22 protein-coding genes and 1 other RNA gene are annotated in these 25,055 nt (G+C 60.5%); all 23 read right to left on the bottom strand.

Going from position 1 to position 25,055, the window contains the following annotated elements:
- Window positions 1-290 precede the first annotated feature (290 nt).
- The 23 genes from MHM88_RS11365 to MHM88_RS11255 all read right to left on the bottom strand — a co-directional run bounded on the left by MHM88_RS11365 (window position 291) and on the right by MHM88_RS11255 (window position 24,862).
- Window positions 291-683: a hypothetical protein gene (locus MHM88_RS11365; RefSeq protein WP_239364687.1), complete on the bottom strand. Its 393-nt coding sequence runs from the start codon at window positions 681-683 to the stop codon at window positions 291-293.
- A gap of 10 nt (window positions 684-693) precedes the next feature.
- On the bottom strand, window positions 694-912 hold the full coding sequence (locus MHM88_RS11360; RefSeq protein WP_239364684.1) for a hypothetical protein: 219 nt from the start codon (window positions 910-912) through the stop codon (window positions 694-696).
- Between the two features lie 116 nt (window positions 913-1,028).
- Window positions 1,029-1,403 (bottom strand): hypothetical protein, encoded by a 375-nt coding sequence (locus tag MHM88_RS11355; RefSeq protein WP_239364681.1) that lies wholly within the window; start codon window positions 1,401-1,403, stop codon window positions 1,029-1,031.
- Between the two features lie 68 nt (window positions 1,404-1,471).
- Window positions 1,472-1,729, bottom strand: a complete 258-nt coding sequence (locus MHM88_RS11350) for a hypothetical protein (RefSeq protein ID WP_239364678.1) — start codon at window positions 1,727-1,729, stop codon at window positions 1,472-1,474.
- A 17-nt stretch (window positions 1,730-1,746) separates the two neighbouring features.
- Window positions 1,747-1,824, bottom strand: an RNA gene (locus MHM88_RS11345) — hammerhead ribozyme type II.
- A 9-nt stretch (window positions 1,825-1,833) separates the two neighbouring features.
- The gene (locus tag MHM88_RS11340; RefSeq protein WP_239364675.1) at window positions 1,834-2,646 is read right to left on the bottom strand and encodes a hypothetical protein; all 813 of its coding nucleotides are present in this window, start codon (window positions 2,644-2,646) and stop codon (window positions 1,834-1,836) included.
- 75 nt (window positions 2,647-2,721) lie between these two features.
- Window positions 2,722-2,898: a hypothetical protein gene (locus MHM88_RS11335; RefSeq protein WP_239364672.1), complete on the bottom strand. Its 177-nt coding sequence runs from the start codon at window positions 2,896-2,898 to the stop codon at window positions 2,722-2,724.
- A 1,503-nt stretch (window positions 2,899-4,401) separates the two neighbouring features.
- Window positions 4,402-6,162 (bottom strand): phage terminase large subunit, encoded by a 1,761-nt coding sequence (gene terL, locus MHM88_RS11330; RefSeq protein ID WP_239364669.1) that lies wholly within the window; start codon window positions 6,160-6,162, stop codon window positions 4,402-4,404.
- Between the two features lie 118 nt (window positions 6,163-6,280).
- A complete protein-coding gene (locus MHM88_RS11325; RefSeq protein ID WP_239364641.1) occupies window positions 6,281-6,523 on the bottom strand; it encodes a hypothetical protein in 243 nt (80 codons plus the stop codon).
- The gene (locus MHM88_RS11320) at window positions 6,520-6,729 is read right to left on the bottom strand and encodes a hypothetical protein (RefSeq protein WP_239364638.1); all 210 of its coding nucleotides are present in this window, start codon (window positions 6,727-6,729) and stop codon (window positions 6,520-6,522) included. Before MHM88_RS11320 ends, MHM88_RS11325 begins: the two co-directional genes overlap by 4 nt.
- A 149-nt stretch (window positions 6,730-6,878) precedes the next feature.
- On the bottom strand, window positions 6,879-10,181 hold the full coding sequence (locus MHM88_RS11315; RefSeq protein ID WP_239364635.1) for a phage tail fiber protein: 3,303 nt from the start codon (window positions 10,179-10,181) through the stop codon (window positions 6,879-6,881).
- A gap of 60 nt (window positions 10,182-10,241) precedes the next feature.
- Window positions 10,242-13,910, bottom strand: coding sequence for a hypothetical protein (locus MHM88_RS11310; RefSeq protein WP_239364632.1), 3,669 nt, complete (start codon window positions 13,908-13,910; stop codon window positions 10,242-10,244).
- 12 nt (window positions 13,911-13,922) lie between these two features.
- Window positions 13,923-16,106: a hypothetical protein gene (locus MHM88_RS11305; protein WP_239364629.1), complete on the bottom strand. Its 2,184-nt coding sequence runs from the start codon at window positions 16,104-16,106 to the stop codon at window positions 13,923-13,925.
- Between the two features lie 15 nt (window positions 16,107-16,121).
- A complete protein-coding gene (locus MHM88_RS11300) occupies window positions 16,122-16,700 on the bottom strand; it encodes a hypothetical protein (RefSeq protein WP_239364615.1) in 579 nt (192 codons plus the stop codon).
- On the bottom strand, window positions 16,693-17,148 hold the full coding sequence (locus MHM88_RS11295) for a hypothetical protein (protein WP_239364613.1): 456 nt from the start codon (window positions 17,146-17,148) through the stop codon (window positions 16,693-16,695). Before MHM88_RS11295 ends, MHM88_RS11300 begins: the two co-directional genes overlap by 8 nt.
- Window positions 17,148-19,604, bottom strand: coding sequence for a hypothetical protein (locus MHM88_RS11290; RefSeq protein ID WP_239364610.1), 2,457 nt, complete (start codon window positions 19,602-19,604; stop codon window positions 17,148-17,150). The genes MHM88_RS11295 and MHM88_RS11290 overlap by 1 nt, the downstream gene beginning before the upstream one ends.
- A gap of 13 nt (window positions 19,605-19,617) precedes the next feature.
- Entirely contained in the window at window positions 19,618-20,202 is a 585-nt protein-coding gene (locus MHM88_RS11285) for a hypothetical protein (RefSeq protein WP_239364608.1), read from the bottom strand.
- A gap of 76 nt (window positions 20,203-20,278) precedes the next feature.
- Window positions 20,279-21,250, bottom strand: a complete 972-nt coding sequence (locus tag MHM88_RS11280; RefSeq protein WP_239364605.1) for a phage capsid protein — start codon at window positions 21,248-21,250, stop codon at window positions 20,279-20,281.
- 307 nt (window positions 21,251-21,557) lie between these two features.
- Entirely contained in the window at window positions 21,558-21,971 is a 414-nt protein-coding gene (locus tag MHM88_RS11275; protein ID WP_239364603.1) for a 3TM-type holin, read from the bottom strand.
- Between the two features lie 4 nt (window positions 21,972-21,975).
- Window positions 21,976-22,848, bottom strand: a complete 873-nt coding sequence (locus MHM88_RS11270) for a hypothetical protein (RefSeq protein ID WP_239364600.1) — start codon at window positions 22,846-22,848, stop codon at window positions 21,976-21,978.
- 2 nt (window positions 22,849-22,850) lie between these two features.
- Window positions 22,851-23,036 carry a hypothetical protein gene (locus MHM88_RS11265; RefSeq protein WP_239364597.1) on the bottom strand — a complete coding sequence of 62 codons (186 nt, stop codon included), beginning with the start codon at window positions 23,034-23,036 and terminating at the stop codon, window positions 22,851-22,853.
- Window positions 23,036-24,613 (bottom strand): portal protein, encoded by a 1,578-nt coding sequence (locus MHM88_RS11260; RefSeq protein ID WP_239364594.1) that lies wholly within the window; start codon window positions 24,611-24,613, stop codon window positions 23,036-23,038. Before MHM88_RS11260 ends, MHM88_RS11265 begins: the two co-directional genes overlap by 1 nt.
- Window positions 24,614-24,631: 18 nt before the next feature.
- Complete coding sequence (locus MHM88_RS11255) at window positions 24,632-24,862, bottom strand: hypothetical protein (RefSeq protein ID WP_239364584.1); 231 nt, start codon at window positions 24,860-24,862, stop codon at window positions 24,632-24,634.
- Between the last annotated feature and the right edge of the window lie 193 nt (window positions 24,863-25,055).

Below are 25,055 nucleotides of genomic sequence, written 5' to 3'. Positions count from 1 at the left end.
TTCGCATTTAGTCTCCTGTAATCCGCACATAGTCCTGCGGTGCTGTTCGTCGTCCTGCTCAGTGCCGGGAATCTCCCTCCCGGAGCCGTAGCGGCGCGAGGGTTTCACACGCCATTAGTGGATCACAACCCCCGCAGCCCCGCTCAATTTGGGCAATTATGAGGCAGCGTTTGCGATCTGCGCCGCACGTCTCGCGCCCCTCTGTTTCCGCCCTTCACGACGCAACCGCCGCATGTTCTTCTGCGCTTCCCGCTCTGTGATCATGACCCCCATGAGTTTGACTTTGGGCATCACACAGGCCCCCCAAGGCGCTCGCTCAGGATCTCGACCGGGTAGGCGTTCACCAGCTCGAAGCCCTCGCCGTCGAAGACTGCAGGCGCAGGCACCTTGCATACAGGCAGGCCGCGCTTGGTGCATTGGTGCTTGCACCAGAACCCGTCCCGCTGGGTGCCTTCCGCGTCCCACATGTCGAACTGCAGGGTCTCGGGGTGGTTCTTGGCGAGGTAGCCCATGACGGTGTCATAACCGGGCGGCACAGGGCTGACGTATGCGTCAATGTCGATTTCGCGGGTCAGCTCCCGGATCTTCTGGACGGCTTGCGTCTGTGTCTCAGCTCCGAGCATCCCCCATAGCTGCCGCAGTGATGCTGCGGTGATCTGGTGCGCGGTCGTGCGGTCGTGCATGGTCATCGGTTCAAACCCTCTCTCTTGCTACTTGAGCGCCAAAGGTGACGCGTGTGATTGTGTCCCGGCCTGCCCGGTGGCTGTCGCCCCAGAGCGTGGTCCCCAGCAGCTCATCGCGGCCTAGGTCTTTCTTGCAAACGGTCCTGAGAACCCCCGCCAGCAGCACAGTGTCCCCGGCGCGGAGGTGACCGAGCGTGACCTGCTCGGTCTTGTCAGGTGGTAAGTCCATGTGTGGTCTCCTTTCGTGAGGGCGTGTCAGGTGCATCAATCAGCGCACAGCAAAACGGCCCCTAGTGAGGTGCTAGAGGCCGCTTAGGCGATGGGCTGTGTTTTCAGGTGGTCGGCTTAGGTGCGGTGCAGGCGCACGTCCCCGTCAGGCCCATGCGACAGGCGGAAGCGGATTGGCTTGTCGTCTTCCTCGATCAGGCGCGGCCACGTTGCGAGGTCATTGCCTTGGATCGACCAATACCGGCCACCGTCCTCGTCAGGGGACAGCCAGCTCGCAGGGATCGACCCGAGGTCGCCGTCGAGCGGATACCCACGGCACCAGACCACATTGCCCGAAGCGTTGTTGTTGACAGTGTCAGGGCGCTCATTGCGTGTGCGCAGTTCCATCAGGCAGCCGTATGCGTTGACCTTGTCCCCGATACGCAGGGCGCTGGACGGCACCAGTTCATAGGTGTCACCGTCGATCTTGATCTGGTGGTATTTGCTGGTCATTGCTGGAACTCCGCAGGCAGTGTTTCGGGTTGATTGTCGAGTAGGTCGTCGAAGTGGTCAAGCATGGCTCACACTCCCTCGATAGCGGTGATCAGGGCCGAAAGATCGCGACCGCCCATCAGTGACAGGGTAGCTTCCCCCAAGACGTCGCTGTGCTTCTTCCTGAGGTGCCTGCGCATCACTACGCGATCTTGTGCGGCTTCAATGGCCCCTGCAGGGATCAGCAGGGCGCGGCCTGACTCGATGTCGGCGTGGTACTTGGGAAACAGCGCCTCCCGGTCATATCCGAGCGTTTCAACGGTGTGCTGGTGGTGGTGGTGTGCCATGGTGCAAACTCCTGATTTCTTGGCTTGTCTCATCAGTGACTAGGGAGCCACCCCAGCCAGACACTGCCCCGACTACGCGGGCCAGTGTTTCGACCTTGCATAGATCAGCGCACAACAAAGCCTGAGCGATCCGCCTTTGCGTCGCCTTTGGCCTTGAGTGCCACGATGCACCCCTTGGGATCTGCAGGGCGGTAGTCATGGGCGTCACCGTCGGTGGCCTGCATGATCTCACCACAGACCAGCATAGCGCCTTCCGCCAGTGCGGCCTTGTAGCGCTCCGGCGATGCGACCACGGCGACGTTCCCGCCCGCCACCAGCACCCGGCCCACATCGCCGTCGTTGTCCTCAGTCTTGCTGAATGTCAGGTGATAGTTGACCGGCATCTGACCTCGAGCGTGTGCCAATGCCCGCTTGGTGATCTTGGTGTAGTCATAGAACTGCACCCCGTCGAAGTGGTCCATCAGGTTCACGTCCTGCCCGTCGACATTGATCGTGCGGCGTTCCCATGGGAGGTCCGAGGTGGCGTTAAGGCGCACCCCGCATTCCATGCCCAGCTTTGCCGCCTTGGCAGCGTGTGCCGCGATCTCAAACGCCAGCACAGCCATGAAGGCATCCCGCGCCGTGAAATAAGCCCGCGTCTTGGCGACCCGGCTGGCCTCTTTGCCCGCCATGTAGGCAGGGTTCCCGGCGGTGTGCAGGCAGGCAGCGGCGCAGCCCTTGGAGGCTTGGGCGCATGTCTGGAAGCCCGACAGGTTGAACGGTGCGAGGTGGAGAGGCGCGGTCAGCACGTCGACCTTGCCATTCTTGGCAACCTTGGGATTGCTCTCAGGCTTTGCCAGCAGGCCAGCGGTGTTGAACCCTTGGGCTTTCAGCTCACGCAGCGCGGCGGCTTTGCTCTTGAAACCGTTGATGATCATGGGTCGCTCCTTTGGTGATCGTGTGAGGATTTATCAATGCCAGCCACCTTGCATAGTAGCAGGCACAGGAAAGCCTCAGGCCTCGTCCAGCTCCGCCGCTAGGGCGTGGCGCTGGCAATCCGCGAACCCGGCTAGGGCTTGCTCCAGCGTGTCGCAGGACTGGACCTCCAGTCCGTACCGGACGTTGAAGCAAAAATTGGTCTGGATGACGGCGATATCGTTGACCGTGTCGTGGGCAATGAATTTCAGCATGGGTTGCTCCTTTGGTTGGTGTTTCGCTGTTGCTGCAGCTCATCAGTAGACCGTGTGCGCATCGCTGTGATAGCCACTGCGCATAGGTCTAGACACCATCCAGAGGCGGCGGTATGTGCCATTGCCCGTTCCGCCCCTAACTGGACGGATAGACCCCTGTTGAGCCGATAAGGATGCACGGTGCCACGCTACGTTTCCCGCGTCGAAGATCGACCCCTCTCCCATTGTTGCGCCTGTCGGTCTGTTGCGCTTTATCGCCGGATGGGTTGAGCGTCCCGGCCCCGGTTGGCGTTGTCTTGCTGCCGTCCGATGATTTGAAACCTATCGATAGCCACCCTGCATTGCAACCCACTAAATCACAATCTGCTGCAGAAAAGTCATAAGTAGCTGTTTTAACAGTAAACTTTACCCGTCTATTGTTGCGGATGCATTGCTAAGACCAGCCATTGCGCATTGGTCCTAGGGAGGCAGGAGGCGACTGTGGCCTGCCATGGTGCCCCCGGTGATTTGCTCAGGTCGGACCCATGTGTGCAGTTCGCGTGGTGTAGCTCAGGCGGGCGCGTGTGCGAGCGTGTGCAGGCGCGTGGCGTGGCGGCTCTGGTGGTGCTTAGGTGAGCTTAGGTGAGCTTAGGTGAAAGCGCATAAAGGCAGATGTAATGAACGTGCGAAGGAGGTCGCGCAGTCGGCGCATGGTCGGCACAGGTCGGCCTAGGCGGGCGAAAGCACCCCTGCAGCACCGCGTGTTAGATCCTCAATCTGGCGCGAACACCAGTAAAACAAGGGCTTTGCGCAGGTATGTTGCAGCACCTGTTGCGCGGCGTTGCGCCGAGGCGATCTCAGGCCACCCCCCATGCCCCCCTCTACGCTATGGGGGGAAACCGCGAATAGCGCTATAGCGATAAGGCGCTCACATTTTTGACCCCTAAACATTCCTAGGTCTCCCCATCAGCCATCCCATGTCAATCACAGGACCATGCCCACAGGAGCCACACAGGGCCACTCAGGAGTCCGTAGAGGCTCTCCGAGGAGTGGTCACCGCCGGGAGACACTGAAGCCTCTCACAGGTCCACACAGAGGCTCTCAGGTGAGGGCTTGTGTTATGCCTTAGGGAGGTCATCCTCGTCAGAGGGGACCGAGCTAAGGCGGGACGGCGTGAAGTTGAAGTCGCCATGGCGTCGGCGACCCTCATTACCGCACGGGCAGCATGAGCTGCTAGAGGGTCTCCTACACCTCGTCGAGGAGGGGAGACGCCATAGCAAGTCACGATAGGGGAACAGGTCGAGGGTCTCCCCCACGAGGAGGAGGCACCACAGACCTCTTAGGCTTCCACCTAAGTGTGGACTATAGCTTTACCCATTGAGTGTGGGCTTGAGCTGTATCCATAGATGCCCCCCTTACCCCCCAAAGTGCTGGAGTAAGAGGGGCTGATGAGCGAGAGCTTGAGCTTGCAGTTGCCATCAGAGAGGCCCCACAGGAGTGTTCTTCCTGCAATGGTGGAACCTATCAGTCGAAGCCTCCCATGAGGGCTGCTTTCATGGCCTGCTCAGGTGTGCCCCCGAGGGCCAGCACGTCGATGGAGATACCATGCTCTCCGTGCCACAGGGACAGCTCCGCGTCTTGGAGTTGCTCCTGCCGCTGGTCCATCTTGTCCTCTTCATCTTGGCCCATCTGCTCGACCCAGTAGGCCACTGCCATCGCAAGGGCGTCCAGTCGGTCATCATAGGCCAGAGCGCCACGGTCTTTCGTGATGCGTGACATCTGGTACATGAGCTGGCGCTTGAGTGCCTGCTCCGGCGGGTAGTGCTTGGTGCTGTCGGCGTCCTTCTGGATGGCACCGATGTCCATGATCAGACGGTGCTGGTTCATGACAGGCTCGAGGACGTCGATGATCCGGCGCTCCTTCTGCGTGTTGTGGCGCACCTCCTCGACCGTCATCGAGTAGCCTACCTTCTTGAGGAAGGGCGTGAACAGCCGCGTGAACATGCCGTCACCGAAGTTGCTTTCGATGATGCCGTAGTTGCATTTGTTCCTCTTGGCGACCTGCGCCAGTTCCTCCATGACCGTGTCGTCGTAGCCGCCCTGCATACCTCCAGCCTCAGTGACATAGAGGAAGCCGTTGAGCATCTTGACGACTGCATAGGTCGTCTCGTCCTTGCCTCGGCCCGAGGGGTCAATGGCCAGCACCGATCCTTCGTAGGCGATCCAGTCCCCGAGCATCGCAGCGGGCCGGTGGTAGCGGTCGCCGTTCAGGCCGACGCAGGTCAGCTCCTTGAGGATGTATTGAGGATCACCAGACCACACGATGTTCTCGGGGGCTTGGGCATTGTTGATACCTGTGACGATCAAGTCCGCCAGCTTGAGCGGGTACTTGTCTTGGTCAGACAGGGAGGTGTCGAGCATGAACTGCAGGGCGAAGCCTGATCGGCCATAGGAGGCCTCGCGCTCCATGAGATCCTCGTCATCGAAGCGGGCACTGTCTGTCGGGTCACCTGCCGACAAGTGGCCCATGTCGATCTGCTCCACGATCTTGGGAGAGATCCGAGACCCGTAGGCCGTCTTCATGACCTTCACTGTGGGCACACGGGCGGGCCAGATGCGCACCTCGTAGCCGCGCTGTGGCAGCTCGTTGTACAGGCTTTCCTCTGTCTGCGGGGTGCCGAGGTATTTCACCATGCCGCCGGGCTTGAGGACAGCGTCGAACTCCTTTACGCGCTCTGCCAGCTTGTCCCGCATCGACTGGGTCTCCGAGTTGTTCGGGACTTCCACGTCATCCGCGATGATCTCGTCAGCACGCCCACCTGTGAGCTGGCCGAAGATGCCCACGGATTTCACCGAGGGGCTGTGGTCGGCGCGGGCAGGGCCAACATCGAAGGCGATCTTGGACTGACGCTGGTCGGCTTGAGGCATGAGGTGCTGGAGCAGGGGCATCTCGTTGATGAGACGCAGGGTGAACGTGGAGAACTGGTCCGCACGTTCCTTGGAGGCCGAGACCACCATGATCTTCCGCTGGGGGTTCCTAAGCAGCCGCCAGCACACATAGGCCGACGTGATCCAGCTCTTACCGACGCCCCGGAAGGCTTCGATGATCAGGCGGCGCGGGCCACCTTGCAGGTATGAGGCGATGTCGTACTGGACCCACGTAGGGTCAGGTAGCATCAGGTGCCGCCAGACGAGGATCAGGAAGTACCGGAAGTCTTCAAAGACACGCCAGTCCTTCTCTGGGTACTCGCCGCGCCACCAGCGCTTGTCGTTGTACTGTTTCATTGTGGTTTCCTTTAGCCACTGTGCATAGCTGTGAGCGTCAGGAAGCCCTCCCATGAGTGTTTACCCATGAGAGAGCATCGAGGCTCTGAGTGAAGCTCTCAGCGGCTGTGTGAGGCTATCAGCCCCTGCCGTAGATCGGGGTGATCTTGCCGTCGTCGAGATCTTCAGGGAGATCGTCAGCGAGGCTCTTGAGCTTGGGGTCCGACGCGCCGTCCGAATTGATGCCGTTGTCCTTGAGGAACTGGCGGATCACGTTGAGATCGGACGCGGTCAGGTCGTCGCTCTCGAGTCGCTTCTGCATGGCCTCCGCCATCTTGCCGTGGAGGGACGCCAGTAGTTCTTCAGTTGCCCTGCTCGTCATGAGGGGATTACTCCTGTCTTCAATAGGACACCGATCACGGCACCGCCGAGACCTGAGCCTGCGCCCACGAAGCCGACACGTTTCCACATGCCCTTCTCGAGGACACGGATGCGGGTCTCGTGGTCGTCTGTGGTTTCCTTCTGGGTGGCATTGGCTGCGAGGAGAAGGTCGATCTTGCCTTCTAGCCTCCCCAGAGATTGGGACATGTATGGCCTCCACCCAGTATCTTTCAGTGGCCCCGCTTCGACGGCGGGATCGTTGTTTCTTTGGTCATTCATTTTCAGGGTTCCAGTAGGAGTAGTGAGGGTGCCGAGCAGGCTGCGCAAGGGATCTCCCCCTGCACAGCCGCCCGCGTTCAGTGCATACGGAGGAGTTCAACAGCGGCGTAGTTCCGCACGTTGGACGACGTCGCACCGCCGGTAGCGTTCAATTTGAAAGCCATGGTCTCACCTGCTTTCGCGGTGACGAGAGTGCCGCTCCCCCCTGCGGAGGGGACGGAAAATGTGGAGTTGTCGTTGTAAGCCAGTGCCAGCCACGTCTCGACCCCACCGAAGTCGGACGTTCCGTTGCCTTCGACCAGCTTGACGTAGTTGGTCCCGTCGTTTGGCTCGTAGGACATCTGGCAAGAGACCCAGTAAACGCCGCTGACAGGGAAGGTGATCACGCCCGAGGAGTAGCTCGTGGGGGCGGACTGCATATCGACATGCGCCCATTGGATGACGCTATCGTCCCCATGGGCAGGGGTTCCCCGGAGCTTGATGCGCCACTCAGGCTCTGGGACGCTTCCCCAGGCAATCTGCTCGGCCCCGTAGAGAAGGGAGGGGTCATCCACAAAGCTGACCTTAGCGGCCATGAGCTGGGTAACCGTGTCGAATTTGTTGGGGATGTTGGAGTTGCTCTCCCGGTTCCAGAAGCAAGCCGCTGTGAGTCCGTTAGACCCCCACCGGGTGATCGACGGCACCCCGACGCCAGCGCCGCCGTTGGTCAGCGTCTGGTTGTTGTAGTCAGCGTGATCGAGTGGGATGATCTGGAATGCATTGGCACCTGCCGAGAAAGCACCAGAAACCGACGCGCGGAGGAGGGCGAGTGTACGGGAACCACGCGAACCATCGCCATTGCGGTCAAGAGTGCCAGCGGCCACCAGCTCGTCCCCGAGGCGGGCAATGGAAATTGGGCTGTCCTCGAAGACACCGAGGGGAAGGTCCGTGAGCGCGACGCTCCCGAGGTTCGTGTCGCCGTTGGGGGTTGACCAGAAGGCCGCAGGGGTCGTCTGGCCGGAGTTGTGGTCTTGGGTCCGCACAAACCCGCAGAGCTTGTCGCTGTCGGGGAAGGTTTGGACAGTCACCTCACTCAGCTGGGAGCCAGCGCCGGGGATCTCCTGCACCCACTGCACATCACCCTTGTTGTTGTTGTCCACGATGTTCCGAACCTTGGCGACTGCTGCGTTGTAGGGGCCACCCGAAACGCCAACATAGAAGTCACCTCGCGAGGCGAAGTCGGCGCTCTCATTTGCCCCCGGCCCGTCATGCCACATGGAAATGCCATGCACGAGGACCGGCTCACCGGACACGCCTGCCGCATGGGCAAGCTCATCACCTAGCGTCCGTCCGCCGTCGAAGGTGATATGGAACCAATCGGTTTCAAGCACATTCATCTCAAACGTGCCGCTGTGGTTGAACGCGCCCGTGAAGTTAGAGGGTGCACGGAACTCGAAACGGTTGGCAGAGCGGAATGAGACCCTTTCGGTTCTGTTGAGGTTATGCCCGCCGAGGTTGGAAGGCAGGCCGTGGAAGGACACTTCGACGTCCTCGTACAGCATCAGAGGGACTTTGTTCGCGAGGGCAGACGGCGTGTAGAAACGGAAGCGGTCGTCCCCAGCGCCTACGTTCTCAAGCTCGATAAGCTCAACACGCTGGGCCAGTTGGCGTCCGTACAGGCGGAACTTGCCTTGGTCTGCGCCCCCGCTCTCGTTGCGGACGATGATCATCTGGAAGCCGCCATATACGCGATGGCCCCAGACTGTGCAGGGGTAGCCCAGATCAACCACCTCGCGTGTCCACGAGATGCCGTCCCGGCTGCGCATGATGACCACACGGGCGCTGCCGTCATCGATCCCGTGATTGTTGTTCTCGGTGAAGGCCACGAAACCTTCGCGCATCCCGTCGTCCCAGCAGGCATTGTCCTGTGCCCACGTACTGTTACACATGCCGTGCGTGAGGGCGGTGGTGGTCTTGTGCATGGTCCCCTTGGCGGGGAAGCACACGTCAGCTTGGCCCATGTAGTCCACGACCTTCCAGAAGCCGTTCCGGGCCTGCATCGAAGGAAGTTCCGTGACCGGGTATGTGCGGCCTTTGAGGTCGACCTCCTTCCCTTCGAACCACCCGGCCATTGTCCCCAGCTTGGCGGAGTTGAGGGTGGCATCGGCACGGTCCTCCGAGACGCCATAGGCGGCTGCTGTGTCCAGTACCGGCTGGTACACCCCCTCGGCATTTGCTTTGGCTTTGTATTCGCCCGTCGACCAAGTCCAGTTCAGAGCGATCTCGCCGTTGAAGTAGTGGAGCTGACCGCCGCTCTCCCCGTCGGAATGGTTGTTGGCGATCAATGCCTTCCCGCCGGTCGAGCCGAAGGCTACTTCGTCATTGTCCCTCTCGAAAATAGCGCGTGTGTTCGCTGCGGATGTGCCCTTCACATGCAGCGCGGCGCGAGCTGAGAAGTTGTTCCCGCTGTCGATGTCAAGGCCAAGGCGTCCCGCCATGGTATCGCCGCTCTTTGCCACTTTATCAGCGGCCACGGCCTGATCGCGGGCTTCTTCCGCTTCTGTCTTTGCAGTCTGGGCCGCTGACTTTGCGGCGTCAGCCTCATCCGCTTTCGTGTGCGCTGTGGAAGCGCTGGCGGACGCCTTGGCCGCGTGGTGCTTGGCCGAGTATTTCCCAGACTCGACGGTGGCGTCTTCGGCCTTGTCTGCCCAGTCCTGAGCTTTGTCACGGGCGGTCTCCGCCTCTGTGCGTGCAGTCTCAGCCCCAACCCGAGCGGACCCTGCGGCGGCGGAGGAAGCACCGGCCTCAGATGCCTTTGTCGTGGCTGTCGACGCGCTGTCGGATGCCTCAACAGCTTTGGACGCGGCTGTCGACGCGCTGTCGGATGCCTCAACAGATTTCTCGGCGGCGGTTTCCTTGGCCGCCACTGCGTTATCTTTCGCGTCGATGGCCGATTGAAGTTGGGACGACATCGCGGTCTCGGCCCACTGCTTGCTCACCGCGTCCTGCGGGGCGTCAGGGTCAGACACATTCTTGATACGACGTCCTTGGGTGTCCCAAGTATTGTCGGTGTCCAACTGGAGCGTACCTGTCACGCCGTCTTCGCTCTCCTCGCTCAGGTACAAGGCCTGTGAGGTGATGCGGTCGAGACTGCCTTCGGTGAGGTTCTCGCCGTTCTGGAAATCGACCATGGGTGTGCGCTGTGTGCGCCGCTCCAGCCGGACGACAGAACCCTGAGAAGGTGCGGTGTCGAACTCGACTGAGGCATCCGTGACGAAGGTGAAGTCGGTGGCCATGCCGTCAACAAAGGCGTTGACGTGGTATCGGGCAAGGTAGGGGAAAGGGATGCTGAAGGTCCGTGTGGTACCGTCCCCTACATAGGTGGTATAGGATTGTGCCATATGAAAATAGCCCACCCGTTTGCACGGGCAGGCCTCCTTTGTCTTTGGTGTTTTTCGGTGTTAGTCGGCTAGGTCAGTGATGCCTGTGAGCATTGACCTCTGGTTTTGCTGCGCCTCTCGGGCAGCATCGCCGATCTTCGCCCGCAGTTCAGGGAACCGCTGCAACAGCTCTTGCTGGGCAAGCTGCCGATATGCAGTTGTGATCCGGCGGACGGCCTTGATGCGCGGGTCCATAGAAGGATCGCTGAAGTTGGGCGCACGTTCGCGGTTGACGTCATAGGATTTGTTCTGGAACAGCCGCCCCAGTTCCTGATACATCGTGCGCCGTGTCCCCGGTGCGCGGACCTTCCCGTGCAGCTCGAGGTAGACCTCATACTGGTCAGGGGTCAGGTCCACACCTTTGATCTTCCGGGTAGGAGCTGAGAGACCGAACTCAAGGTTGGCCAGCTCGTCTAGGACAGGGTCTTTCTTCCACTCACCTTCGTAGATCGGGTTCACGGAAGCAAAGGCTTCTCCTAATGGTGTCACCATATCCTTACCCCACCCTTTCGGGTAGGTGATGGGTTCCCCGGTGATCCACGAGCGCCGCGCCGGGAGGTCTTGCGAATGCCCCGGAACAGTGTTCTTCACCGCGTTCAGGATAGACTGCATCTCCCAGAAGGACGCATTGGGATCTCCCTTGGTGTCCCGCATGGCGTCATCTCCAAATTTCCGACCTTCCCGCGCGAGGGAGCTGTAGGGCAAGAAGCTCGTGGTGAGGCTTTGGAGATAGGACTCGCCCCGAATTTCAGGGTTGGCGAAGGCATCCACAGCATCAGTCAAGCCGCTCAGCCACGTCTTGGAAGCGAGGTTGTTTGCGATAGCTGCGAACCCGGCCACTGCCACCTTCTTCGCCTCTTCCTCGCCGACCTGTCCGCTGATGTCAGCGAAGTCAGCAGCGATGCCGAAGAACATCGCGAAGGGGTCCAGTCGCTCGTAGGAGACGTACTTGTCCCCCACCTTGACGCTGTACGGCCTCCAGCCTGTCTCCATGAGGAGGGACTTCTGCGCGGGATCGACGGGGCCGGAGCCTGTGATCTTGCCCTCGAGTGCAGCAGTGACTGCGGTGCCCCAGAGCATTGACCCTGTTGCCAGCTTGCCTTTCGCCTGCGCGACCCGTGAAGGGTCTCCGCTGTTCAGGTCATCCATCATGTTCTTGCTGGCCCGGTGGAGGAGGGGGGTCCGTTGGGCAGCGGCGACGATGAGGTTCGTCGGTGTCCTCACGAATGGCAGGATGGTCTTCAAGTACGGGTGCTTGTTGGTCATGTCCTGCACGGAGCGAGGCATACTGCCCTTGCGCAGCTCGTTGGTGAACGTGGCTTCACGGGCATAGTCGATGCTTTCTTTGGACACCGCTTGACCTTGGCTGCCCACGCCTGCCTTCATGCGGTCTGCGACCCACTTGGCGGCGTCTTTCTTTGCGACCTGACCGTTGGCGACCAGCTCAGACACCTGTGTCTGCAGGCGAGCTTGCAGGTTGGACCTGTAGTTGATCTGCTTGAAGAACTCGTCGCTTGTCAGAAGCGCCCGCGAGGGCATCCTGATCACCGAACCCAGACCGTTCACGAGGTTCCGCACATACGGGTTTTCGCTCTGTGACTGGATGGCGCGGAAGTCGGCACCATTGGCCTCAAGGATTGCAGCCTCAGGGTCTAGGATGCCCCGGCCCCTCTTGAACGCCATGCCAGCGAACTTGGTGGCGTCCTTGAGAGCCGCAGCGATCCCGACGTACTGGCGAGCGCCCTCACGCATCCGCGCAGGGTCAAGGCGCATGGCCCCGCCCAAGATCTTCTCACCGGGCAGCAGGAAGGCCTGAATGCCATTGGAGATGTTGTTGATGACGTGGGTGCGTGGGCCAGACAGGAGGCCGTTGATGCGTACCTCATTGACCACACCCCAGAAGGTCGTGGGGTTCCGGTCAGCCGTGACACGCATGGTGCCCCGGACGCCGTTGCCCGCCTGCTTGTTCAGCATGATCTCATCAGCCAGCTTACGCACTGCATCGCGCCCGCCCGCTTGATCGACCTGATCGAGGAGCTGCTTGGTGATGTCGGACTGCGCCAGTTGATTTCCTGTGACCACATCAGAAGTGATGATGCGCCCCGAGGCCGTCGTCTGAGCGGCACCTGTGATGACCGACTTGAGATTGCCAGAGACCTCGATCACCCGCGATTGCAGGCGGACCATCTTGGCGTAGTCAGCGTCGGACGCATTGCCTTCGCTGATCTTGTAGGCGAGGTTCTCGACTTCCCGCGCGAGGCTCTGGACGAGCTGCTTGCCAGCGATGACGACGCCTTGCTGCTTCTTCATACCCTTCGCCATGTTGGCCAGAGAGGCGTCAATGACTTCCGGGGACACGTCGATGCTGTCCGCGAGGAACCCGCGAGCGTCTTCGTTCATCTTGTCGAATGTGGTCCTGTCCTGCAGGGCGCTCTCGGGGATAGCGTCCGACGCCATGTTGAGGTAGTCCAGCGTGGACACGTCGGCGTCCATCTTGTCAAAGTTGAAGAGGGAACCTGTAAGGTGCCGATTGGGATCAGGCATTGACCCAGCCTTGACCATGCCGACCTCGTTGTCGATTGCCTCTTGGAACGCCTTGACGTCCACAGGCTTCTGGGGCTGCAGCCGGGTTTCCGTCTGCGCGTCGGCATTGGACCGCGTGACAGGCGCGGGGGCAGGCTCTGAGGCCTGCACCGGAGCTTCAGGGGTTTTCCCCTCGCGGCCATTCACCACCACCTTCTCTGGCCCTGCAGGTGCGTCCTTGGACATGTTGGGGTCAGTGGTGCTGTCAAAGAGGTCGAGCTGTCCCTCATCGGCGAGTTCCTCCACGGCGTCGTTCATGACCTCTGCGGCCTTCTCCGGCCCCTGATCTTGACGCACCTTCTTGGCCCGCTTGAATGCGGAGGCGAGGCGGAACAGCCCATCAGCAGCCACGCCGAGGCCCAAGCCCTCGATAGCGTTCTTCAGCTTCCCCTCCAGAACACTGTCGTCCTCGTCCGCAGACAAGTATTCAGTGATCGGATCAGCAAGTCCGGTGTTTTCCCGCAGGAAATCGGAGAAACGCTCTTCGTGTGCGTCGAATGCGATGACATCGGCCACTGCACCTTGGCCCATTGCCTTGGCGGCAGCGCCTGTCTTGGTGGCCGCTTTCACGCTCTTCAGCGCTTTCCCGGCGACACCGTAGCCCGCGAGGAACTGAGTGACGCCGCGTGTGAGGCCCCCAGCGACGGTCTCGTTGTCGGGAACCTCAGGTAGTTTCAGGGTTTCGCCAATGAGGTCTCGCGTTTGCCACTCAGGGACATCGTCGCGGCCCATGACTTCCTCTTCAGTGAGCCACTCGAAGCCGTCGTCCTTGGTGTAGTAGACGTCGTGGCCTCCGGTTATCGCATTCCCTATGCTCTCGCCTGCCCACTGGATCGTCTCGCCCACTTCTTGGACGCCGTCACGAGCGCCCCCGACGACGCCTACCGCGATGTCCTCGAGGGAGCGAGAGACCCAGCCTTGCTCATGGGGTTCTGGGGAGACCCCGTCGCGGATCATCTGTTGGCGCTTCTCCCCGAGGGACAGTTGCACATCAACATCCGCAGGGGCAGCATTATCAGCCGCCCCCTCTTGAGGTTGCGCAGGCACAGGAGCCATGAACGTGGTGCCGTCTGGCCGTGTGATCTCCTGCATTTTCATGTCTGCCATGTCATTTCCTTATTAAAATGGGTTCCACCACGACCCTTCAAGCTGGCGCTCAGAGCCTGTGGACCTGATGTACTCTTCGGGGGTCATCCCTGCCGTTTCGGCGGAGAGCCTGATGTCGTCTTCGGAGAGGTGTGCGAGAGGGTCTTCGACTCCCTGTGTCGCGGTTGCGCCTTGCTGCGTGGCTGGATCGCTGTCGAGCTGTGTCGGCGTGTCGGAGCCTTGCGCTGCTTCGCGCGAGTTGATGTTCATGTAGGCCTCGTCGCGGAGGACTTCGCGCTGCATCTTGCGGACATACTGACGGACCTGCGCTTTGGAGGCAGAGGGGTTCTGCTCGAGGAACACGAGAAGGTTGTCCGTCATCTCCATCTCAGCTTCGTTGGCCACCTCCCGTCCACTGACGATCACGTTGCCAAAGACGTCCTTCATCTCCGAGCGCTCGCGTATGATCGACGTCGCGTTCCCGAACCAGTTCTGGACCTGAGGATCGCGCAGCATACCGCCGATCTCTTCGGACTGGTCGAGGTCTGTGTAGAGGGCGTCTGCCTCCGAAGACGTCCATGCGCCATTCACGACCCCTTCAACGATCCGCTGGGAGGCTTCATCTTTAGGGATGCCGTCGAAGATGTCCTTGCGCAGCAGAGTGTACGCCAAGTGGTCGGTGTGGACCTGCCGCTCCTCGCCTTGGAGCTGCTCCTGCAGGTTGTGCATGGTACGTGCCAGCTCCCCTTCGCCGAGCGCAATTGCCTCCTCAATGAGGGGCCGGTGGTCCGCAAACGGGTCTTCCATGATCTCCCGGAAGCCCGTGGCTGTCAGGTCGCGGCGGCGTTCCGCCCGCTGCTGGTCCTCTCGCGTCTTCTCACGCTGCTCGGTCTCCCATAGTTCATCATCGATCTCTTCTTTGGTTTCGGTGATCTTCTCTTTGACCCAGCTAATGTTCCCGAGGATGCCGTTGCCGGTGGAGATCTCCCCAACAGCGTCAAGGATCGCTTTGTTGCCAGTGGCCTTGGCTTGGGCGACGAGGCTGTCCACAAGTGTCTCATTGACAGTTTTCGGGGACACGCCGTTGGCGATTGCCTCGTCGGCTTGGAGCTGCATGTCCGCCGCCGCGCTTCCCGCGAACTTCCTGTAGTAGGCGCTTAGGGACGTTCCATTGCTGTCAGCGGTGTTGCCATTGGCCCCGCCCGTCTCGGCGAACTCCATCATGCCGGTCTTGCCGCCCAAGTGCGCAACAGCTCGAAGGCCGTCGAGGGAGTAACCTTGGGAGAGGTAACCATTCTCCGAGATCAGTTTGTCGATGTCCTGCACATGCCACACGTTGACTTTGCGCTGGAGAGCCTCGTCCTGGGCGAATTCGGCGACCGTGATGTCAGTGCCGTGGGCGGAATTATAGTCATCGAGGCGGTCCTGACCGAACTGCAGCCAGCCGCCGTAGCCCTCGGGGTTGATCACGGAGGAGTCGCCAGAGCTTTCGCTCATTGTCATCTTGGCGATCCACTCCTCAGCAGAGGACGCGCCGTCCCCAGCACCTGCGGCGAGGAGACCAATGTTGGCCGAGAACTCGTCAGTGAACGCAGCCACACGGGCTTTCGCCCGGTAGGTCATGTGCTTGCCTAGGATGGCCTCTTGGGACTGTGCGGCGCGGGGCGCGAACACCTCTGCCGCAATGATGGGGTCGATCCTGTCCACCCCGCCGCTCTCGGCATAGGCCTGTGTCTGCTCCTGCGTCCACCGCCGCACAGCCTCAGGATCATCGATGGACTTGATGCCGCCGACGTCCCGCTCCCACTGCATGGACAGGTGGTTATTCAGGCCGAGGCCCAAGCGTTTCGCCTTGGCTTTCACTAGCCCCCTCTGGAAGTGCGGGGAGGCACCCACGAGGGCTTCTGCGTTGTTGGTGCCCATCTGCTGGTCGCGCTTGCGGACCTGCGAGATGATGCCTTTCCAGCCCTCACGGTTCTTGTTCAGGCTGATCGCGGGGTCGATGCTGTCGGCTGCGTTGACGCCTTCTGCCTCCTCGGTCGCCACGTTGTGCTGGTGCTGTGTCTTGATCGCGCCCTGCAGCTTCGGGTTGATGCGCGATAGGCTCTCTGCGAGTTGGCTCCACCCGTCAGTGTTCTCCATCGCAGGGGTGACGTAGCGGTCCACTGGGGAGGCCACGGCAGACAGTGAAGCTGCCGGGAAGATACGTTGTGCCATGGGTGGCTCCTTTGATTATATTGTGAATTCCCCAGTGAAGGGGTCGCGCACTGCGAAGTCCTGATAGGTGTTCAGGCCGGTGGCGGCGAAGTTCCCCAGTGTCATCGCGAGGCTGGGCTTGGCTTTGATCTGGGACTGCGCTTGGTTGACGCGGCCCTCCGCTTGCGCCTGCAGCCCTTCACGGGTCCGGTCGATCTGGTCGATCTGGAACCCTAGCTGCTGCATCTGGCTGTCGGAGTAGTTGAGGTACTGCCGCTCGTAGTCGTCCATGAGGGCGTCAACAGACAGGCCAGCGCTTTCGCTTGTGGCGTTGGCGGTTGCAGCGGCTGCCTTGGATTTCTTCTGGGCGTCCAATCGGCGCAGCGCAGTCGCCTTGCGCTCCTGATCCTCACGCGAATTCAGATCCCGGCCCTGCGCAAGCATCGACTCGATAGCGGAGTTCTGTGCGTTCTCAGCGTACACCTCAGAGGCCTCTGCCTGCTTGCTCTGCGCGACGTATCCTGCGCCTGCTGTGAGTGCTGAGACCCCCAACGAAGCGGCCATCAACGTCTTTGTTGACATCGCCGCAAGAGCAGCGGTGACAGGCTCACACATGGTTCTGCTTCCTTTTGAATGGGATGACGGGTATTTGTTCCACGCCATAGTTTTCGATTTGGTCCCCCAGCTCGAAGCCGAGGTGGCGGATGAGGCGCTGGTGTAGAGTATTGCGGGCGTCGACTACGTTTGTCAGATCGCCGTACTTCCTCTGCATGGCACCCAGCCACTTGTGCCCCTCGGTGAGAAGCTCGCGCTTGTTCTTGGAGATCTCAGGGGAACTGATCATCCATACCGCGCCTCGATCCCCGTGGCGGACCACCCCGGCAATCGTCACAATGCCCCCGGATTTACCGATGCCTGTCATGCAGTCGCTGGAGTGGAAAAGCCCGACGCTCAGGGCTTCTAGGACGGAGAGGCCAGAGATACTCTGGACCTCCCTTTTGTCCGCCTCACGCACGGTGGGGGCGAACTTCATGATGTCCTCTGGAATGGTGGGTCTAAACATTATGCCCTCGATTTGTTGCGGGTGTAGCGCCCCTCCCACTCTGCTGCCGTGAATGCGCTGGGGAGGAACGTGTCGTTCACTAGGCGCACCTCCACCGCGTCGGCGCGTGACTTGACGCCGAATGAGACGACATCCGACCGCAAAGGGAGCTTGCCAATGACTGCGCTTGGGTATCCTAGGGTGAAGCCTGAGAAGTGCTTGGTCCGAGGTGCGCGTCCTCGAGATGTCACCACGGCACGGAAGTAGCCCGTATCCTTCACATGGACGTACCAGCGCAGCACCTGCAGCCGACCTGCGAGAGCGGAGGCCACGCCTCCGTTCCCTGAGCTTGTCTTGATGACTGCTTGGGAGAAGGAGTACTCGTGGCTGTACAGGATGCCGAGGAAGACCTTGGTGTTCGTGTAGTCCCCCAAGACCGTGATGACGTACTGACCGCCCACGACCTCGCCTCCTGTCACGTTGACACTCTGCCCAGCAGGTCGGTCACTGGTCCCCCCGGCATCTCGGGTCACCACTGTCACCTCGGACGCGCCGGGAACATACGGCAGGGTCATGGTGGTCCGGTTGGTGCGGATGTCGTAGCTCACGTCCGTCAGGTCGGCCTCGCTGATGCGCCGGTCGAGCCTGTACACGAAGTCCTCGCCCTCATCTGCGCCCCCCGATGCGACGTTGAGCGTTTCGAGGTACACCCCATCTGGGTAGTCAATTAGGAGCAGGCACTCATCCTTGATGAAGTCCACGTTTTGTATCGAGGCGTCAGGAGGGAATGACCACCGAGACCAGCTCGACTGGAGCTTCTTTGTGCCTTGCCAGTGGTGCTTGTAGACGTAGAGCTTGCTCCTGTCGTCGTCGGATAGGAGCGTGACAACGTCGGCTGTTGGGGACGATGCCATTCGCACAGTTGTCGCGGGAATGTACTTGGGAACATGCTCGGTAATGTCCGCCGCGTCCGTCTCATCGGAGTCCCCGAGGACATAGTATTCAAGGACACCGGCCCAGTCCCCACGGTTGACCGCGAAGAACAGGGTACGACCTGAAGCAACAGGGGAAGCGAAGCCGCTGCTGGAATAGTTGCTCAACTGCTTGACGCCCGGTGGTTTGGAGGCCAGCAGGAACTCAGCGTCGATGACGTACTGCACCTGATCTGAGAACAGGAGGATTTTCTGGTTGAACGCAACTGCGTATTGCAGATTGGCCACCTGAGTTCCTGTGGTGGACACGTCGATACGCCCGTCGTCCAGCACTTGCAGGACAGTTGTGGGCATGAAGTTGAAGAACTCGCCTGCCTCGGACATGATCACGTTATCCCCGGAGAGGAAGCACAGGCGGCGTCGGTCGAAGTAGACGTCGTTGATTACCCCACCCACGAAGGAGGGGAACGGGGCGCTCGCGGCGTCACCGGCCACTCGATCAGACCACTCTGCCTCGCGCAGCTCAAAGCTGCCGTCAGGCATACGCACAAGGACGTGAGGCATGGTGCTGGGGTCGATCTTATACTCCACAGCCGGTGCCACTGTCTCTTCCCACACACCGTCACCGTAGGTGTCAGAGTCGTTGTCTGGCACAAACTTGAGGTAGTACTCGTCGAAGGCCGACTCGTCGTCGCCTGTCACAGCCACCACATAGTCGCGGCGGGCGACCACAGGGAGGTCAGTGAACCTCTGGACCTTGTCGCGGATTGCGTCGGTGTGGCTGTTGCCTTGATCGTCCGTAACGTCGATGCGGTACGGCCCGCCGTCTTTTCGCTTCAGGTACAGCACAGGCGGTGCCTCGACGACTTCGTAGTCATCGGGGTCATACGCAGACCCCCCATCCGAGGGCGGGGGAAAAGTTGGCGTGGCGTTTGGGTCGTCCGGCACACCGGAGCGGAGCTGGCGAGCGAGCGCGGCCACAACACTGTCGATGCTCAGGTCAGCGTTGGCTACTCCCGTGTCGGGGGTCGTGGCCGTCGCCACAACTTCACCGTCCACAGTGATCTTATAGGTCACGTCGTAGTCGGAGGATTTGATGAAAATCAAAGTCCCGTTATCGTTCTCAGGGGACTTATCGGGGAGGGTCGCCACTTCGACATTCCTGTTCACGAAGAACGTGAAGTCTGCCACAGTGATCGCACGGAAGTCTGTGAAGGGTGTGTCCGATGCGATGTAGTCCGTCCCGTCTGGGTACGCCACAGTCTTCTCGTCCCCCTCGAGGTCATAGACCTTAACCGACCTATCCTCAGCGATCACGATGTACTCTTCGTCTGCGTCCCTGTTGATCGTGTGGATGTGCGCACCCGCAGCCGAGCCGTCCCTGATCTTTGCGAGGTGCCGCGTCGGTGGCCGCTTGACGTTACCTTCAAGGAGTGAGGACAGGGCGTTCTCCTGTGCTTCCCCTTGCGAGGACATGCGCATCGTCACGGCCTGCTGGCTGACGCCGTTCATCAGGTTGGGAAGTTGTTCTGAAATGAGGGGCATTGGGAGGGTTCCTTTACCGAAGGTGGCTGAACTCCGGTGTGTCCCTGAGCATGTTCAGGTCTTGGTCGTCGGAGTGTTGTTCAATGAAAGTCCACCGCGCCCTCAGTTCGTCGGCTTCTGAGAACCTGTGCAGGTCGTTGGAACCCGCTTGGGTGTCCTGAAACTTTCGACATGCGCGGTAGGTGATGTAGTAGCGGGCGGCCTCGGGCAGCTCCTCAAAGGGCAGGCCGAAGATGATCTTTGCCTTCAAGCCCCGGTCCAATTTGTAGGTGTGCCCCTTACGGTCGTACACACGACGGCCCCGAACCACAGGCTCGCTGCCTCCGCAGGTGCGCCAATCGAAGTCCACGTTCAGCGCGTTGGAGGGGACATGGATTTCCCCGTCGACATTGACAGGTAGGGGGTAGTCATACTCGGTGTTGAATATCCAACCCTCAAGCTGGACAGCGTTGCTGATCTCCGAGAGTGTTCCAGTGGCGTCCGGGACGTCCAAGCCGTAGTCATCGATCAGGGAAGACACGGGCGACTCTCCGATTCCCCGGAGCATCTGGTTCACAGCTTCAAGCTCAGTCGTTGGTGTGGGATTTTGAACTGCCATAGGGCCTCTCATTTGCGAAAAAAAAGGGGACCAACGCGGTTAAGCATCAGTCCCCTTGGGAGTTTATTTCCAGCCGTCAGGCGACAGGGCCGGTTGCCAGCTCGATGGAGCACTCAGGGCGCAGAACGCCGTGGCCCATCGCGTACTTGCCGACCATGAGAGTACCTTGGTACATGATCTCGAAGTCGGAGCCGGATTTCTGCATCGCGAGGTCCATCAGCTTCACGGTGCCCGCAGCAGCCTTCTGGAAGACCAGACCTGCGGTGGTGGAGAAGTCACCCGAGTAGTCGTTGCGCTCGCCGGAAGCGGAAGTGACAACGCCGGACGGGATGTTGTTGGACTTGTGGATTTCGATGCCGGCGACCTGCGGCAGAGTTGCCGAGGCGTAGCTGCCGTTGCCGCCCCAGTCGCGGTTCAGGTTGTCCTTGTTCTGCACCAGCAGGTAGTACTGAGCAGGCTTGAAGGTCGCATAGCGCTCACCTTCCCAGACGTCCTTCTCGTCGAAGGTCTGAGCAGCGGTGAACAGCAGGTTGGACAGGACAGTGCCGTCCGTCTTGGCGTCGGCATGGGTCAGCCGCGAGCCGCCGGGGAGGTCGTCGATCTTGTTGGAGGAGCGAGCTGCCAGAGCAATCACGCGAGCAACCTTCTGGTCGAACTCACGGGACAGAGCCGCGCCGAGCTGCTTGGAGTATTCCGAGCGGACATCGTAGTGGTTCTTCGCTTCTTCAAGGTCGTCGATGAAGACGTCGGAGATCAGCTTGTCATCGATCTTGATGATGGTCTCGTTGTGCTTCACCTTGTTGTCACCGAGGATCGGAGTACCTGCGGTGTGGTAACGCGCGTTGGCTTTACCAGTGTGGTTGAAGGACGCCGACTTGCCCTGCGAGATGGTGCGCACTTGGTGCATCGGCATGAACACGTTCATTTCGTTGAATGCAGTCAGGACTTCGCCTGTGAACTGCTTCATGAACAGTGCGTTTGCTTCGGTCTGGTCGGCGGGCGTGGCAGCATTGACCACACCCAGTTGGGAGATAATAGCGTCAGCCATTGTGGTGCCTCATGTGTGTTGATTTTCAGGGATTGCGTCCTTTGATCCACACTCGCTGCCACAGGGGTGTCCTCCGCAGAGGGCCAAGTTTGCTTGTGTATTTCTGAAGGTTGCCAGCTCGTCTAAGGAGACGATGGTGGCTGCTGAAATCATACGTTCATGAGGTGATCCCTAGGAGGACCAACGGAGTTCTAGTCCATTGATCCTCGTCGGGGGTCGGTTGTGGTTGTTTTGTATTCCGACCTCACTAGCCGGATGCACGTTGCTTAGTGCAATGGTGGCACTTAATTGCCCGAGGTGGCCCACGCTACTCGCGGGCGACCCCTTTCGCTTTTTCGTAGGAACGCATACTGCCCAGTCCCAGCATCCCGAGGAGGATCGGGCCGAGGGTCGTCCAGTCCAGCTCAGGCAGTCCGCCGAGATCCACATGCTCCCCGGTGAAGGCCGAGTAGTAGACGACGAAGCTGTGGACGAGGGGCAGGACGATGAAGCTGAGGACAAGCGCGAACACGCACGTCCACCCTACAGCAGGTCGCCAGCCGGAAACGAACACGCTCTTGTGCTGGGCCTCCTTGGCGTTCACCTCCATCTGGCCGACCTTGCCTCGGTGAGCCAGCTCCAGCAGCTTTAGCTTCGCCGCGCTGCGCTCTTCCTCGGTGGTGAACAGTTCGTCGATAAGGGGGACGATGCCCCCCAAGATTTTTGACACGCCATCAACCATGGGATCACCGGGTCGCAAAGATTTCGGAGGATGCGATCTTGGCGGCGACCTTGTCGCGGAACACCTGAGACGTCTTGTACTCAGGCTTGGCCATGTCTTCGAGCATCTCAGCCTCGGTGGAATACCCTTGGCCTGCCTTCGGAGTGCTGCCCCCAGAGTTCATCTCACCCTCGACGCCGATCTCTTTCAGATAGCTGTCACGCGCCGCTTCCACAGCGGCCTTGGCTTTTCCGAAATCGCCGCTGGAGACTGCCTCGTTGTAGGCCTGCGCCTCTGCCACGGTGAAGCTGTTGGCAATGTGCTTCTGGATCTCCGCGAACTGGGCATCACCGCCTGCAGCTTCCTTGATCTGGGTGACCTGAGCCTCGGCGGCGGAGTCAGCGTTGCCTTGGGATGCTTGGATGCCACGGAAGTAGCTCTCGACCATGGCGCGGGGGAACCCTGCTTTCTCGAAAGCGTCGAAGCTGTCATCGGTCAGGGTGCCGTTGTTGTCCGTGAACTCTTTCTTGATGTCGTCCAAGTTCAGGTCGGCCTTCTTGAGCGCCTCAGTGACCACGGGGCCATAGGGGTTCTCTTCGGTGTCTCCCTCGCCACCTGCGGCTTTCTCTTCCGTCGCGTTGCTGTCGGCGTCGGCGGCGGCATCAGTTGCATTGGTGTCTTCATCAGCAGGCGGCTGCTGGGACTGCTGCCCCAGCTTCTTCTCAAGTTCCTTGTACGCCGCTTCGAGCGCCTCTTGGCCCTTGAACTTGCCTGCCAGAAGCTCACCCTCACCGCCCGCTGCGGAGGTGTCGGCCACATAGGTCTCGGCCTCGCCGCCTTGGGTGATGGTGACGCCGCTCAAGTCCTGCGCGTTGCCTTGGGTGTCTTCATTGGCCATGATCAGTAGTCCTCGCGCTTGATTCCGTTGGCTTGCATGACGACTTCCTTTTCACGGACAGCCGTCGACAGTTCGCCGGGGTTGCTGGGTTTCGCCTTGGGGGCGGCTTTGGCGGCCGCCTTTTGGGCGGTCTTCGGTGCCGCCTTGGGGGCGGCTTTGTCTTCCGCCTTGGGGGTGTCTTCAGCCATTAAACGGCTCCTTCTGGGGTTGGTTGGGGTTGCTGGCCAGCCTGCTTCTGCACGACGCCGCCGACCTGTTTGAGGACTTCGGGGCCGAACTGCTGGACCATCGCTGCCTGCTGATCTTCCTTCCGCTTCGCTTCGCGGACCTCAGGATCGACCAACAGGTTCTCCGTCTCGATGCCATCAGACACGGCCAGCCGGTCAGCCAGCTCGTCGAGGTCGATGTAGTCCCCGAGGCGCTCCTTGCCGACCACGTTGGCCATTGTCTCGGCGTACCGCATCAGCTTGTCACGGTCGTGCCCGCGTCCCAGCGCAGCAAAGCCGGTGACGATCACAGGCTCGACGATGCTAGGGAGCTTCGGGATCTCCGCCGCCTTCCGCATGAGGTGCATCCGGCGCTTGACGTAAGGAAGCTGGAAGTCCTTCGACAGGATCGAGTAGATGCCGCCCAAGCTGTCATCCAGCTCCTGAGCGACAAAGCGCACTTCCTCTGCCGTCACACGTTCCGCGTCCCGCAGGACTTCGGAGTTAATCATGAAGGCAAAGGCCAAGCGGCTTTCCAGCGACTTGATCATGTTCTCGGCGACACGCAGGTCGGCACTCTTGTCGAGGCGCAGCGCGGTCACGTCGTTGGCATCGCCGGACTTCACCGCGTTATTGTCGGCAGTCGCGATCACTCGGGGGTTGGTGCTGCCGTTAGGGCGCACAAGCCAGATGACCTTGGACGAGGCCACCGCAGCGTCACGAACTGCCTTGGTCAGAACCTCGAGGCTCTCAAGGTCGCCCATGTACATCTCGACATATCCACGCCCATAGTTCTCGCCGTCGACACGCATGAAGCGCAGGGCAAGCCAAGGGTTCGCGGACTCTGGCACGTCGCTGGAAGTTCCGGGCACTGTCTGCCCTTCGACCTCTTGGTGCCATTTAACACGTCCGTCAGCCACTGTTATGTGGGTGTAGACAGGCACGGTCTTCTCTGCGGACGGGCCGCCGCCTGTGCCTGAGGAGGCGATGAGTGCCCGTGCTTCCTTGGACATCGTCGCAGGTGCCATCTGCTCACAGATGACGCATTCGAGAATGTTGCCCTGGGGATCACGGACGACGACGTATTTGTTCAGGTCGTAGATCCGAGCGCCAGTGTCAGACACGAACATCAGCACGTTGCCTACGACGATCAAGTGTTTCAAGGCTTCGTAGACCGCAGTCACGTCGCCTGTGTTCTCGATCTTACGGACCACGCCGCGTTCGATCACGGCGAGTCCTTTTTTGACCTCAGTCTCCTCATCGCCCTTTCCCTCTTGTTTCAGCTTGAGGGTGTTCACGTTGAGCTTGAAGAACGGGGTGTTCATCGGGAGCAGCGATAGTGTCATCTTGGACGCCAGTGTGTTGGTCCCGCGAGCGCCGAGGCTCTGGGTTGGGTCTTTGATGTCGGCGTTGTCTGTGGGGTTCTTGTCCCGCATGAATAGCGTGGGCAACGTCAGCCTCGCTGCTTTGTCCCCACGGCGCACGAAGTGGTCGCGATCAGACACGAGCTGGGCATAGCGAGCTGCAGCCGACCCCGTATTATCTTTGGTGTCGGTCATATGGTTGTCTTTCGTCTCTTAGAACATCCGCGCAAGGAGGCTGCCGAAGCCGCCGCTGCCACTTTCGTCAGGGACGTTCAGGTCCACTCGCAGTCGGTCGATGCCCGAAGGAGCGTTGGTTCCGTTGGAGGCGCTCTGTGTCCGCGACTTGGTGCCCTCAGACTTGATGCTCTCTGCTGTCTTGGCGGCGGGCGGCGGCGCTTTTGGAACGGGCTTGGGGGATGGTTCGGGGATGTCAGGTCCGCACATCTGGGTACTCCTGCTGGTCATGAGCGACCGCGCGTAAGTGCCGGACCACCTCCTGCCTTCCGAATGCTCGGTGCGGGTTGATGTCGTCTGGGTTCTCAGCGCGGTCGGGGAATGCGGCCTCAAGGTAATCCAAGAGGCTGTCGTCGAGCGGGGGGCAACGGATGTCCATTGCTCTCCTCCTTTGGAATGGTGT

This window comes from Epibacterium sp. MM17-32, from assembly GCF_022348205.1.
Classification (GTDB): domain Bacteria; phylum Pseudomonadota; class Alphaproteobacteria; order Rhodobacterales; family Rhodobacteraceae; genus Epibacterium.
The sequence above is the reverse complement of the archived record's forward strand: the minus strand, read 5'-3'. Positions and strand labels throughout refer to the sequence as shown.